At 69.6% G+C, this 12,743-nt stretch carries 14 protein-coding genes; 3 read left to right on the forward strand and 11 right to left on the reverse strand.

Features of this window, described 5'->3' with window-relative positions:
* Positions 1-22: 22 nt before the first annotated feature.
* The 5 genes from AC1U89_RS02680 to AC1U89_RS02700 all read right to left on the reverse strand — a co-directional run bounded on the left by AC1U89_RS02680 (position 23) and on the right by AC1U89_RS02700 (position 4,396).
* Entirely contained in the window at positions 23-880 is an 858-nt protein-coding gene (locus AC1U89_RS02680; RefSeq protein ID WP_479898128.1) for a hypothetical protein, read from the reverse strand.
* Positions 881-988: 108 nt separating this feature from the next.
* The gene (locus AC1U89_RS02685) at positions 989-1,390 is read right to left on the reverse strand and encodes a DUF983 domain-containing protein (RefSeq protein ID WP_479898129.1); all 402 of its coding nucleotides are present in this window, start codon (positions 1,388-1,390) and stop codon (positions 989-991) included.
* Between the two features lie 299 nt (positions 1,391-1,689).
* A complete protein-coding gene (locus AC1U89_RS02690) occupies positions 1,690-1,824 on the reverse strand; it encodes an entericidin A/B family lipoprotein (protein ID WP_018061959.1) in 135 nt (44 codons plus the stop codon).
* Between the two features lie 98 nt (positions 1,825-1,922).
* On the reverse strand, positions 1,923-4,040 hold the full coding sequence (locus AC1U89_RS02695) for an acylase (RefSeq protein ID WP_479898130.1): 2,118 nt from the start codon (positions 4,038-4,040) through the stop codon (positions 1,923-1,925).
* A 116-nt stretch (positions 4,041-4,156) separates the two neighbouring features.
* Positions 4,157-4,396, reverse strand: coding sequence for a hypothetical protein (locus AC1U89_RS02700; protein WP_479898131.1), 240 nt, complete (start codon positions 4,394-4,396; stop codon positions 4,157-4,159).
* A gap of 342 nt (positions 4,397-4,738) precedes the next feature.
* Here AC1U89_RS02700 and AC1U89_RS02705 point away from each other — a divergent pair, with 342 nt between their 5' ends.
* On the forward strand, positions 4,739-5,482 hold the full coding sequence (locus tag AC1U89_RS02705; protein ID WP_479898132.1) for a sensor histidine kinase: 744 nt from the start codon (positions 4,739-4,741) through the stop codon (positions 5,480-5,482).
* Positions 5,483-5,874: 392 nt separating this feature from the next.
* On the opposite strand, the gene AC1U89_RS02710 is transcribed toward AC1U89_RS02705, so the two are convergent.
* Positions 5,875-6,450 carry a hypothetical protein gene (locus AC1U89_RS02710; protein WP_479898133.1) on the reverse strand — a complete coding sequence of 192 codons (576 nt, stop codon included), beginning with the start codon at positions 6,448-6,450 and terminating at the stop codon, positions 5,875-5,877.
* A 52-nt stretch (positions 6,451-6,502) separates the two neighbouring features.
* On the reverse strand, positions 6,503-6,673 hold the full coding sequence (locus AC1U89_RS02715) for a hypothetical protein (RefSeq protein WP_479898134.1): 171 nt from the start codon (positions 6,671-6,673) through the stop codon (positions 6,503-6,505).
* Positions 6,674-6,744: 71 nt separating this feature from the next.
* Here AC1U89_RS02715 and AC1U89_RS02720 point away from each other — a divergent pair, with 71 nt between their 5' ends.
* Entirely contained in the window at positions 6,745-7,632 is an 888-nt protein-coding gene (locus AC1U89_RS02720) for a protein NO VEIN domain-containing protein (protein WP_479898135.1), read from the forward strand.
* Here AC1U89_RS02720 and AC1U89_RS02725 read toward each other — a convergent pair.
* Positions 7,590-8,738, reverse strand: coding sequence for an acyl-CoA dehydrogenase family protein (locus AC1U89_RS02725; protein WP_479898136.1), 1,149 nt, complete (start codon positions 8,736-8,738; stop codon positions 7,590-7,592). The genes AC1U89_RS02720 and AC1U89_RS02725 overlap by 43 nt on opposite strands.
* Positions 8,739-8,911: 173 nt before the next feature.
* Between AC1U89_RS02725 and AC1U89_RS02730 the strand changes: the two genes are divergently transcribed.
* Positions 8,912-9,634, forward strand: coding sequence for a winged helix-turn-helix transcriptional regulator (locus AC1U89_RS02730; protein ID WP_479898137.1), 723 nt, complete (start codon positions 8,912-8,914; stop codon positions 9,632-9,634).
* Positions 9,635-9,644: 10 nt separating this feature from the next.
* Here the strand turns inward: AC1U89_RS02730 and AC1U89_RS02735 are convergent, their stop codons facing one another.
* From AC1U89_RS02735 to AC1U89_RS02745, 3 genes are read right to left on the reverse strand one after another with little or no spacing between them, the layout of a single operon-like run.
* On the reverse strand, positions 9,645-10,442 hold the full coding sequence (locus AC1U89_RS02735; RefSeq protein WP_479898138.1) for a DUF4253 domain-containing protein: 798 nt from the start codon (positions 10,440-10,442) through the stop codon (positions 9,645-9,647).
* 21 nt (positions 10,443-10,463) lie between these two features.
* Positions 10,464-11,087: a glutathione S-transferase family protein gene (locus AC1U89_RS02740; protein WP_479898140.1), complete on the reverse strand. Its 624-nt coding sequence runs from the start codon at positions 11,085-11,087 to the stop codon at positions 10,464-10,466.
* 26 nt (positions 11,088-11,113) lie between these two features.
* The gene (locus tag AC1U89_RS02745) at positions 11,114-12,742 is read right to left on the reverse strand and encodes an NAD(P)/FAD-dependent oxidoreductase (protein ID WP_479898141.1); all 1,629 of its coding nucleotides are present in this window, start codon (positions 12,740-12,742) and stop codon (positions 11,114-11,116) included.
* Position 12,743 lies beyond the last annotated feature (1 nt).

Below are 12,743 nucleotides of genomic sequence, written 5' to 3' on the forward strand. Positions count from 1 at the left end.
CCAAGGTTCCGCGAGCGGAGCCTCAGGGATGCGGCGGCGTCGGCGGTGGTGGTGGGGGAGGCGGGGTCGGAGCCGGCGGTGCGGAGTGACGCCGCCGCCACCAGCGGCGCAGCTTGGCGCGGTTGGCGAAGGCGGTCCCGAGCAGGGCCAGCAGGCCGCCGAGCACCCACTGCAGACCCTTCATCTGCTCCATCTGCCAGTTCAGCCAGTCCAGCAGGCCGATCTTCACCGACATCTCGTGGACCAGGGCGGGACGTTCCAGCTCGATCGGCCCCTCGGGCGTGACCAGCTCGTTGTAGATCCGCAGGGTCAGGGTGGTCCGGCCCGGGCGGGTGGGCTTCACCAGCCAGACGAAGGTGACGTTCTGCAGGGCGGTGACGTCGCGGACCTGCTCGGGCTTGTCGATCTCGACCTCCAGCCCGGACAGTTCGGCGCGCACCCGGCGGCCGATCGCGACGGGCTTCTCCTCGACATGGGCCCCGCTCCTGGCGGTCGCGGTGTCGAGGGCGGCGACGGCCGCCGCGCGGTCGGCCGAGGCGATGACGGCGGTGATCGGCGTCTGCCGGCCCCAGGGCAGCTGGTCGCGCCAGCCGACGAGCACGGGCAGTGTGCGGATCTGCCGCCGGGCCAGGTCGGCCAGGTAGCTGGCGCGTTCGGCGTCGTCGCAGGCCGGGTCGGGCGTGGCGGCGGCGCAGGGCGAAGGGGCGGGCGCCTCGCTGGCCGCCTCGTAGCGGGCGTCGCAGCCGGCCAGGAGGACGGTCAGGGCGACCAGGGCCAGGAGCGTGGCCGGCCCCCCGGCGAGGCGGCGCGTGGCCGGCCGATCGGGAAGGCCCGCGGCCGCGACGGCGGCAAGGATGAGCAGGACGAGCACGCCGACCATTTCGCGCCTCCCCGGAGGATGGCCCGATCCTCGTCCTATCGGCGCGGCATGGCAACCATGACGGGCGTCGTGGCGAAAGGTCGCCTATCGCGCGCCTTCGGGGCGACGTCAGCCGCCGGGGCAGTCCTCGGTCTTGCGCAGGCCCACGGCCCACAGGGCGCCGATCACCGCGCCCTTGACGCGCGGCAGCAGCAGCAGGGTCAGGCCGGCCAGGGGCAGCACGGTCAGCGGCACCACCAGGGCCGGCGTCATCTTCCAGATGAACGGGAACAGCAGCAGCGGCGCCACCACCAGGTGGCCGATGATCAGGATGGTGAAATAGGCCGGGCCGTCGTCGGCCGGATAGCGCGCCAGGTCATGGCCGCAGACCTCGCAGTCGAGGTCGACCTTCAGATAGCGCGTGTACAGCCGGCCCTCGCCGCAGTTGGGGCAGCGATGGCGCACGCCGCGCTTCATCCCGGTCAGCATGCTGACCGGCTGGGCGCTGGAGGGGGACGGCTGGTCGTTCATGGGCGTGCATATGCCTCCGCGACGGTCCTGACGGAAGGGGGCGCACGGTCGCATGCGCCATTTTGAATCAGGTTTCGTTGAGATGAACGACGGTTTCGCAAAGCATTCGCCCGCAAGGCGAGCCAGTAGAAACGCCGTTACCTGGGCGGGTTAACCACGACTGCTTTGGTGGTTTTTGGCTAAGCCACGGTTCGCTTGGGAAAAACGCGACGCTCGCGGCGTCGCCGGCTCAAGCAGCTTAACTATACCGAGGTTCGCGGACTCCGGTCGGCCGGAATCCGCAACCCTCGATCCTGCGACTATTTGGCGTCCTTGGCGGTGTTGGTCACGGCGCGGCCGGCGGCCGAGACGTCCTGGCCGACGCCGGCGACGGTGTTGCAGGCCGAAACCATCAGGGCGGCGGCCACGGTGGCCAGGATCACGATCTTGCGCATGGAGAGGTCTCTTGGTTTGAAGAATGGCGGCGGACCTTAACCTTGGCCCGTGACGACGTTCAAGCGTGTGACCGCGGCGAAGTCATGGCGCCGGCGCGCTAGCGCTTCCCGGGCCGATAATCCTCCTTCACGTGCCCGCGAAGTGCATCTTCCGTGAACAGCACCGGCTTGGTGCGCATGGTCGCGAACAGCGGGGTCTGGTCGGCGTAGTGGGGCGAGGCGGCGTCCAGGGTGGCCGAGCCGAACTGGTGGATGCTGTCGGAATGCACCGCCCCGGCCGCGTCCCAGCGCACGAACATGATGAAGGTGTCGCCGGCGTCGGCGGTCAGGGTGCCGTCCTTCTGCGGGACGCCCCAGACCGAGCGATAGGTGTCGGACCCGCCGTCGATGGGCAGGTCGACCTTGCCGCGGCGGATGCGGTTGACCTGGCCCCATTCCGGGTCGAGGCGGCCGAAGTTGCTCTTCAGCGTCTTGATCGCCGCCCTCAGGCTGTCGATCGGGGCGGGCGGCGTGTCGCCGTTGGTCTGGGCCACCAGCACCGGCTGGATCGTCAGCGAGGCCAGGGCGGCGGCGCGGTTGTGGACGTCGGTGCGCCGGTCCCAGCCGCGCAGGATCGCCTGGGCGGCCTTCAGGTCGGCGTCGGTCCCTGGATCGATCGCTGTCAGCGCCTTGATCATCGCCACCTCGGACGAGTGTTCCGAGTAGGTGATGTCGAACTTGTAGCGGCGGAACGCCTCGTCGGTGATGGCGTGGTCGGCCCCAACCAACTCCTGGATGCGCAGGGCGCGGTTGGTGACGTTGGTCTGCAGGCCCTGGCTGGCCGGGAAGTCGGCGGGTTTCAGGTTGTCGGCCGGATCGCTGGCCAGGAACGGGCTGTTGTTGGAGTTGTAGACATAGCCGGACTTGGGGTTCCACAGCTGCGGAATGGCCTCCACCGGGCGATAGCCTTGCCAGATCAGGTCGGACCGGTCGCCGGGCAGCACGCCGCTCCAATCCACGGTCTTGGCCACGCCCTCGGGGCGGTTCGGATACTGGCCGTTGTGCACGAAGCCGATGTTCCCGGCCGCGTCGGCATAGATGTAGTTCAGGCTGGGCAGCGCGTGGACGGCGATCCCGGCCCGCCATTCCTCGACGTTCCGGGCCTTGTTCAGCCGCCAGTACTGCAGCGGCTGGCGGTACTCGCCCATGCCGGCGTAGCGCAGGGCGAACAGGCCGTGCTTGGTCTCCAGCACCGGGCCGTGGACGGTGCGCAGGGCGTGCTTGGTCACCGAGATGACGATCGGGCCCCACAGCCTGACCTTCAGCTTCACGTCGTGGCGTTCGAAGTCGCGCCAGGCGCCGTCCAGCCGGTACTGGTTCTTGTTGTCCGGATTGATCACCAGGCGGTAGGCGTCGAACAGGTCGGGCTTGGACACGGTGTTGGCCCAGCCCAGGTTGGCGTTGTGGCCGTGCAGCATGAACGGCGCACCGGGGAAGAAGCCGCCGGCCACGTGCCAGCCGTCGCCGCTCTCGACCACGGCCTCGTACCAGGCGACGGGGCCGGTATAGGGCTGATGCGAATTGACCAGTAGGCGGGGCAGGTGGTCGGCCGTGCGCGAGGGCGCCAGGGCCAGGCCGTTGGAGCCCTTCGGCGGGGCCTTCTGCGGCGTCTCGGGCGCGTTCAGTCGCTTCAGCTCGCCGTCCAGGCCGTAGAAGAACGGCTGCTTGAACACGAAGCCGGCCAGCACGTCCTTGCCGGTCATCGGCAGCAGGCCGGGCGTCACGGCCTTCGGATGGGTGGCGGCGTAGTAGTTGGCCCCGTCGGCATAGGCCTCGAGCACGGCGCGCAGGTCGGCCGGCAGCTTGGGATAGCCGGCCTCGACCGTCGGCCAGACGTCCAGCAGGCCGACCAGGTAGTCGGTGACCGCCGCCTTGGGGCCGTCGCGGCGGGCCAGGGTCCCGCGGGTGGCCAGCACCACCGACTGCAGGGTGGCGAAATCGTCCTCGGACTGGGCGTAGGCCAGGCCGAACGCGGCGTCGGGGTCGTGCTTGCCCAGGACGTGCGGCACGCCCCAGTCGTCACGGCGGATGCGCACGTCGTAGGTCGCGGCCTTGGCGAGGATCGCCTGGGTGTCGGGCTTGGCGGGCCGGTCGGCCAGGTCCAGCCCGACGAGGGCCAGCACGGCGACCAGCGCCAAGCAGACGACGGCCAACAGGCCTCGCAGAATCCACCGCATGACGTTCCGCCCCTATCGCTCTTTTGACGCGATGATGGGCGCGGATCGTGGTCCGGGATAGGTGGACGTAGGGGAAAGGCGAGGCTCGCTCGAAAACGGCGAGCCTTGGGACGGCGTCAGCCTTCGCCGTCGCCGGATCCCGAGCGCAGTGGGCCGTCCACCACGCCGAAGTCGCGCGAGCGCATCTTGCCGTCGGCCAGCTGGACGCCCTCGGCGTCGAGGCCTCGCTTGAGCAGTTCGCGCACGGCGGCGGCGCGGCTGGGCATGCGGCGCGCGAAGCGCCAGTCGTCCAACGCGGCGAGCTCTTCCTGCGTGAGCATGATCTGCAGGCGTTCGGGTCGGGTCAGGTCGTTCATCGGTCTCGGCCCCCGGAAAAGGGGCGGCTCTCCTCTTGTTCGGTGGAGCTAACGCGCGAGGGCCGCCACCGGGTTCCATGATAACGCCAAAGCTGTAAGTGACCAAGAATGAGCCACTTACTCATTAAGCGTATTAGGCGTTTTTCACTAAGTTAACGCCAAGTGATTGGTTGGCTGAATTTAAGTCTCTGTTCAGTCGAGTTTCCGACATTTGGGGTTGTGATTGTGATCACTAAATAAAACTCGGATTCCTCGTCAAACAAAACCGTCGCTTTTTACCTCAGTTTGTGCTCTCTTGGCGATGACGGAATATCCTGCCGCCTTACCGAAAGCCCCCGAGCCATGGACGTCGAGCACCGAGAATTCGGTGATGCGGTCGTTCGCCATGTCGGGTCTGACGACCGGCTGAGCGAAGCCCAGCATCGCATCGCCAACAATCTGGCCCTGATCGCGGGCTATACGCGCCTGCAGGCCACGCGACTGCAGAAGTCCGGCCGGCCCCTGTCGGCCCGCGAGGCCTGCATCGCGCTGGAGGAGGTGGCCGCGCGGATCGAGACGGTCGGCGAGCTGCACCGCCTGCTGTCGGCCGCGCCTGGCCACGGCGCGGGCGGCGTCGACCTGGGCCGGTTCCTGGCCAAGCTGTGCCGCAGTCTGATGGAGACCGTCAGCTTCGCCGGCGATACCGCCATCACCCACCGGGACACGGGGGGCTGCCTGGTGCGGCCGGACCAAGCCACCCCGGTCGCTTTGATTGTCAGCGAGTTGGTGACCAACGCCCTGAAGTACGCTCATCCCAGCGGCGTGGCGGGTCGTATCCTGGTGTCGTGCCGCTCGACCGGCGGCGGCCTGGTGGTCGAGGTGACCGACGACGGCGTGGGCCTGAGCGAGGACTTCGACCCGCTCACCGACGGCGGCCTCGGCTTTCGCGTCGTGCGCGGCCTGGCGCGCCAGCTGGGCGCGGACCTGGTCTATGAATCCCGCGGTCTCGGCCTGACCGTGCGCCTGACGCTGGGCGCCGACGACGAGCACCGGGTCATCCCCCTCTGGCCGGGTCGAGGCGACGGATCGAGCACGGATCGGGACTAACCGCTCGCGTTCTAGGGTTTTACCCGATGGCAGGCCGGTTGCGGATGCTGCAACCTGAACGGGCTTGCAGACGTCGAGGTGTCCTCCCCCGATTCCCCTCGACGCGCCGGGCCGCCTACTTCCGACGGGGCGTGTCCAGCCGCAGGCCGAGAGCCGGCCGGGGTGTCCCGACGCACGAATTCGGCCGGCTCTCCCCCATTCCTTTCCGTTGAAGCGCTCTTTCTTTTCGTCATTCCCGCCCTTGTGGCGGGAACCCCTCTATCCGCGGCAAGTGCGGATGAGTGGCGCGCTGGCGCGCCATTGACCTTCACGCGCCAGCTGAACCAGGGGTTCCCGCCACAAGGGCGGGAATGACAATGGAAGATGAGAGCGGCCGATATGCCGACCAGCCCCTACGGCGTGGTCCTGGGGATTTCCGGCGCTTCCTCCACGGGCATGTCCAGGCCGCCCAGGCCCGCGGCCTTCATCGCGTCGCGCAGGTTGGTGACCGGGTCGCCGGTTCCCGTCGTGAAGCTCAGGGCGCTGGGCGCGGCGCGGTTTTCGGCCAGGTTGCTGAAGGCCGGGCCACCGGACGCGGCCGGATTCAAGGCCACGGCGTAGGTCTTGCCCGGCAGCGTCGTGCACAGCAGGACGTAGGTCTTGGCGTCGTTCAGCAGGCGCGGGGTCTTCAGGCAGGACAGCTTGTCCCCGCCCGAGCTTCCCAGATCGTAGGCGAAGTCGCGCGGCGTCATCTGCTGGTCGAACACCACCTTCAGCACCAGCACCCCCGGGGCGACGGTCTGGCCGTTCTCGGGCCACGTGGTCACCACCTTGGGCTTGTCGGTGGGCGGCATGACGGTGATGGGCGAGACCGGCGTCGGCGTCTCGGCCGGCGGTTTGGCCTGGGACGTGGTCGGCGGCTTGCCGGCCTGGGCCAGGACCGGACCGGCCGCGAGACTCAGGAGCAGGACGAGGGGGAGGGCGCGCATGGTCTGCAAGGTGCGGTCAAAGCACGGCGTTCTCAAGGCGCCGCTTCGCACCCTAGCGCGTCATCCAGGGCTTGCTCTTGCTGCTCGAGGCGGCCGCGGCGGCCTGCTCGCGCTGGAACCGGCCGCCGCGCGGCGGCTGCGGCTTGGCGGCCAGGGCGGCCTTCTTCAGGCGCAGGGCGCGCTGGATCGGGGTCTCGTTGGGATCTTCGGGTTGGTCGCTCATGAGCGGCTTCTAGCACGCGGAACGCGATCTGTCCGAGCACGGCGTCCGGAATCCTGGCGCTGGGCCCAGGCTTGGGGCATCGTCGCCGCGTGGGCGACTCGGCGATCAACGGCAAGACCTGGAACGAGGCCGAGCAGGACATGGTGGTCGGCGACTACCTGGTCATGCTCGACAAGGTGATGACCGGTCGCGCCTACGACCCGGCCAACCATCAGCGCGCCCTGCGTTTCGTCACCAACCGCTCGGGCGGGGCGATCACCTTCCTGCAGGGCGAGATCTCGGCGGTGCTGACCCTGATCGGCCTGCCCATCCTGAAGGACCACCCGCCGCGCTGGGACTTCGGCGACAGCCTGGTGGACTCGGTCGACCGCTGTCTCACCGCCAAGCCCACGGCCCTGAAGGACCTGGCCCAGCCGCCGATCCTGCTGGGCCGTTCGGTCGCCCCGACCCTGGCCGAGGGCGCGCCGCCCCGGGCCCATCACGCGCCGCCCAGCGAACGGACCGAGCGGCTGATCGCCAAGTTCGACCCGGCCGCCCGCGACCTGGACGCCCGTATACTGGCCCGAATCGGCGTCGCCGCCGCCCTGGTCTATGAACAGCGCCGGCTGGAGGAGCGCGGCCGGGCCGACCTGGCCGAGCAGGTCCGCCTGGTCCAGCCGACCGATCCGGAAGGCTGCGACCTAGTCAGCTTCAGCCGCACCGGCGCCCCGCGCCTGATCGCGGTCAAGACCACCACCGGCGGCCCGGCCACGCCCTTCCGGCTGACCCCGACGGAGGAAGCCCTCCGCGAAGCCCAGCCGGGGGCGTTCATCGTCTACCGCCTGTACGACGTGGCCCGCGAGGCCCGGGTGTTCCGGGTGCGGGGCCAGCCGCAGGTTTCCCAAGATCAGGCGTCCCAGGATCAGGCGTCCCAAGATCAGGCGTCGATATCCCAGCCCAGCGCGACCCTGCCCGAATAGCGCCGCTGCGGTCCGTCCTGAAGGGGATGGAAGCGTGCGCCCTGGACGTCGCGGAACGCCCGCTCCAGGCCGGTGTCGCGATAGAACGAGATCCCGCCCGCCGCCTCCATGGCCCGCTCGACCGTGGCGATCGCATTCTGGGCCAGCAGGGTGCGGCAGATCATGACGCGGCTGGTGGTCTCGGGACCGGGGACGCCGGTCTCGGCGGTGTCGACCATCCGCTCCCAGGCCATTTCGGCGCCGGCGAAGGCGTTCTCGATCGATCCGACCAGCTCGGCCGCGGCGGTGTCGGGCGACTTGCGGCCCACCAGTTCCAGCGCCCGGGCCCGCGCGCCCTCGGCCACGCCCAGATAGGCCGAGTAGATCAGGGGGAAGGCGATCATGCCGATGATGTGGAACAGCGGATGCCACGGCCCGCTGGGCCGGCGGCCCGAGATCGCCGCGTCGGGCACGAAGACGTCGGTCAGCACCACGTCGTGCGAACCCGTGCCGCGCATGCCCAGGGTGCGCCAGGTCTCGATGATCTCGACGCCGGGTCCCTTCAGCGGCACGGCGAAGTGCAGCACGGTCGGGCCGGCCTCCGGATCGTTCCAGACCGCGCTGGTCGACAGCAGGTCGCCGGCCAGGCAGCCGCTGGAGAACGCCTTGCGGGCGGTGATCGCGAAACCGCCCTCGACCTTGACCGCCTGACCGCCGCTGGCCAGCCAGTCCGACCCGCCGCTGGAGACCAGCACCAGGTCCTCGGCCGCCACGCGCTTGAGCAGGCCCTCGGTCGGCGCGCCCTGCTTGCGCCAGCGCCACGCGGCGGCGGCGACCAGGTGGCTGTGCATGGCGAAGGCCAGGGCCGTGGAGCCACAGGCCGCGCCCAGCCGCCGGATCGCGCGGCACAGGTCGCCGACCTCGGCCCCGCCGCCGCCGAACTCGACCGGGACCAGGGCCTTGAAGAAGCCCTCGGCCTTCAGCAGGGCGTAGGCGTCGGCCACGAAGCTGTCGTCGGCGTCGTGGGCGGCGGCCTGGGCGGCGATCGCCTGGGCCAGGCGGTCGGCGCGGGCGGACCAGTCGGTGGCGGCGTGGGTGATTTCGGGCGCTGCGTCGTCGAGCGGCATGTCTTGGACCTTCCTGTCGGAGGCGGGACCTGACCCCGCCGGTTCCACGACCTTGCCCAAGACGCCCCTCCGCCAGCTAGTTCAGCAACTGAACCTGGCCGGTACAGTCACTGAACTAGTCCGCCCGGCCCGGCGGGCTTAATCTAACATCGTTATGTCTTCGGGAGGTGGCGATGTCGCAGCGCAGCTACGGGCAGTTCTGCCCTGTCGCGATGGCGGCCGAGATTCTGTGCACGCGGTGGACGTTGGTGCTGCTGCGCGAGATGGTCGCCGGCTCGACCCGGTTCAACGACCTGCGGCGCGGCGTGCCGCGGATGTCGCCGGCCCTGCTGGTCCAGCGCCTGCGCGACCTGGAGGACCACGGCGTGGTGCGCCGCGTGGCCGGTCGCGACAGCGGGGTGCTGGAATATCACCTGACGCCGGCCGGCCAGGAGCTGGAGACCCTGGTCGGGGCCATGGGCCATTGGGGCCAGCGCTGGGTGACCAGCGAGCTGTCGCTGCAGCAGCTCGACGCCTCCCTCCTGATGTGGGACATGCGCCGCCACCTCGACATGGAGCCGATGCCCAAGCGGCGCAGCGTGATCCAGTTCCTCTACGCCGAGCAGGCCGCCGTCGACCGCTCGTGGTGGCTGATCGTCGAGCCCGACACGGGCCCCCACGCCGGCAAGGCCGGCGCGCCGGTCGACCTGTGCTCGGTCGAACCGGGCTTCGACGTCGACCTCTACGTGGCCTGCGACCTGAAGACCATGACCGGCATCTGGATGGGCGTGGACACCGTCCGCGCCGCCCTGGACAGCCAGCGCATGCACCTGACGGGGGACGCGGAGCTGGCCTCGAACATGCAGTCCTGGCTGGGGCTGAGCCCGTTCGCCAAGACGCGGAAGCTGGCGAGTTAGGGCGGGGCGCCTAGTCCCACCAGAAGAACCACCAGTCGCTGTCCATCAGGGCGGCGGCCAGAGGTCCCAGGTCTCCCGAGCCCTGAAAGACGATGTCGGGGCAGTAGGCCAACTGCTCGCGCGCGACGGCCAGGGCCTCTTTCCGGGTCTTCGGTCGTCGGGCGACACGCATGTTCACGACGTCGCCGCTGATCCCGACCACCTCCGCGCCATAGCGGCGCGCCCAATCGCGCGCCGTCAGGACGTGGAGTTCCGGCGATGGGCACGAGTTCCAGAGGCCCCATCGCAGGTAGGCGAAGGCCTCGGCGCCGTCGCGCGTGGGCAGCAGCAGGATATGGACCTTGGGCTTGGGCTTGCCGTCGAGGTCCTTGGCGACGGTGAGGTCGACATACCCCTCGGCCGCGGCTCCGTCCTCGGGCCAGTTCCCGATCTCCACCGATCCGAAATCGTCGCCCCATTCGGCCCTGGCGAAGGCGTTCACGGCCTTGGGGTAGGTCAGCCCCTTGGCGGCGGCCAGGATCGTCGCGGGCGAACGGTCGGGTTGAGCGTCGAAGTTCTCGGCGATGCTCAACAGATCGGCGTCGTCGCCCACCACCACGGGCCAACCCTTGCCTTCCGACTTCAGGCGCTCCCAGGTCGCCAGGGCCTCGGCGCCGGTGGTCTCGATGCGGGGATAGGGCAGGGCCGCGAGCGCGCGGGCTTTCAACGCCTCGAGTTCGGCTTCGCTGGGCGGGTTGACCTGGGCTCCGGCGGCGGCCGGAAGAAGCGTCGATGCGGCCAGCCCGGCGAGGAGATGTCTGCGGTCCATCGCCAAGGCATAGCTTGAAGTCTAGGGCACGTCATCCAACGCCCAGCGCCCGAACTCCGGCCGGTCCTTCAACCGCGCGTAATAGGCCCGGACGGCCGGCAGGTCGGCGTGATCGATCGGCGTCCGGACCCAGCGGTGCACCGACACTCCCAGAACCACGTCGGCCAGGGTGAAATCGTGGCCGGCGGCGTGGGCGTCGGTCTGCTCCAGGCGCTGATCGAGGATGGCCATGGCCTTGTTCCAGGCCTGGGCGCTGGCGGCGATCTTCTCGGGATCGTCATAGCCCGGCGTCGGGCGGCCCAGGGCCAGGAAGGCGTAGCCCCAGGTCGGGTTCAGGGTGGTGGCCTGCCAGTCCATCCACTGCTCGACCCCGGCGCGGGGGCGCGGTTCGACCGGCAGAAGGTGGCCGTGGCCGAAGCGGGCGGCCAGGTATCGGCAGATGGTGTTGCTCTCGTAGAGCGCGCCCTGCTCGTCGATCAGCACCGGCACCAGGCCGTTGGGGTTCAGGGCCAGGAACTCAGGGCTGCGGGTCGAGGCGAAACCTGTCCCCCAGTCCTCGCGCTCATAGGCCAGACCCAGTTCATCGCAGGTCCACAGCACCTTGCGGACGTTCAGCGAGGAGGTGCGGCCGAGGATCTTGAGCATGGGGGTCTCCGTCTCGATGGAGCGGTCTAGGCGACGCGTCCAACATAGGAAGCCGCCACCGCCTCGGCGACCTTGATGCCGTCCACGGCCGCCGAAAGGATGCCGCCAGCGTAGCCCGCGCCTTCGCCGGCCGGGAACAGGCCCGCGACGTTGAGGCTCTGGAAGTCCGGGCCGCGGGTGATGCGGATCGGCGAGGAGGTGCGGGTCTCGACGCCCGTCATCAGCACGTCGGGATGGTCGTAGCCGGCGATCTGGCGGCCGAACACCGGCAGGGCCTCGCGCATGGCCTCCAGCACGAATGGCGGCAGGCATTCGGCCAGGTCCGTCATCTTGATGCCCGGCTTGTACGAGGGCTCGACCACACCGAGTTCCTCCGACGGCCGCCGGGCCAGGAAGTCGCCGACCTTCTGGGCCGGGGCCTTGTAGTCGCCGCCGCCGGCCGTGAAGGCCAGGCTCTCCCACTTGCGCTGGAATTCGATGCCGGCCAGCGGGTGGCCCGGATAGTCGCGCTCGGGATCGATGGCCACCACGAAGCCGGAGTTGGCGTTGCGCTCGTTGCGCGAATACTGGCTCATGCCGTTGGTGACGACACGGTTCGGCTCCGACGTCGCCGCCACCACCGTGCCGCCCGGGCACATGCAGAAGCTGTAGACCGTCCGCCCGTTGCTGCAGTGGTGCGACAGGCTGTAGTCGGCCGCGCCCAGGTCCGGATGGCCGGCGCAGGCGCCGAAGCGGGCCTTGTCCATCCACGACTGCGGATGCTCGATCCGCACCCCGATCGAGAACGGCTTGGCCTCGATGTGGACGCCCCGGTCGTACAGGGTCTGGAAGGTGTCGCGCGAGGAGTGGCCGACGGCCAACACCACGTGCTCGGCCGCGATGTAGTCGCCGCCCGCGATGTGCAGGCCCTTCAGCCGCCGCGTCCCGTCGGCGGCGGTCTCGATGTCGAAGTCCTCGACCCGGTGCTGCCAGCGGTATTCGCCGCCCAGGCTCTCGATCAGGGCGCGGATGTTCTCGACCATGTGCACCAGGCGGAAGGTGCCGATGTGCGGGTGGGCCTCGGTCAGGATCTCCTCGGGCGCGCCGGCCGCGACGAACTCCTCCAGCACCTTGCGGCCCAGATGGCGCGGGTCCTTGATCTGGCTGTAGAGCTTGCCGTCCGAGAAGGTGCCCGCGCCGCCCTCGCCGAACTGGACGTTCGACTCCGGGTTCAGCTCACTCTTGCGCCACAGGCCCCAGGTGTCCTTCGTGCGCTCGCGCACCACCTTGCCCCGGTCCAGGATGATCGGCTTGAAGCCCATCTGCGCCAGGATCAGCCCGGCGAACAGCCCGCAGGGACCCGCGCCGATGACTACGGGACGCGGACCGTCGAAACCTTCCGGCGCCTTGGCCACCAGCCGATAGTCGGTGTCCGGCCGCGGCCGCACCTGGCTGTCCTTGGCGAAGCGCTCCAGCACGGCCGCCTCGTCGCGCAGCTCGACGTCGACCGTATAGACCATCAGGATCGCCGCCTTCTTCCGCGCATCATGGGCGCGGCGGGCGATGGTCCAGCCGATCAGGTCGCGCTCGGGAATGCCCAGGCGCTTGCAGATCGCGGGCCCGATGTCTTCGAGCGGGTGGTCGAGGGGCAGGCTAAGGTTCGAGAGGCGCAGCATG

Source organism: Caulobacter sp. 05T431 (assembly GCF_056665975.1).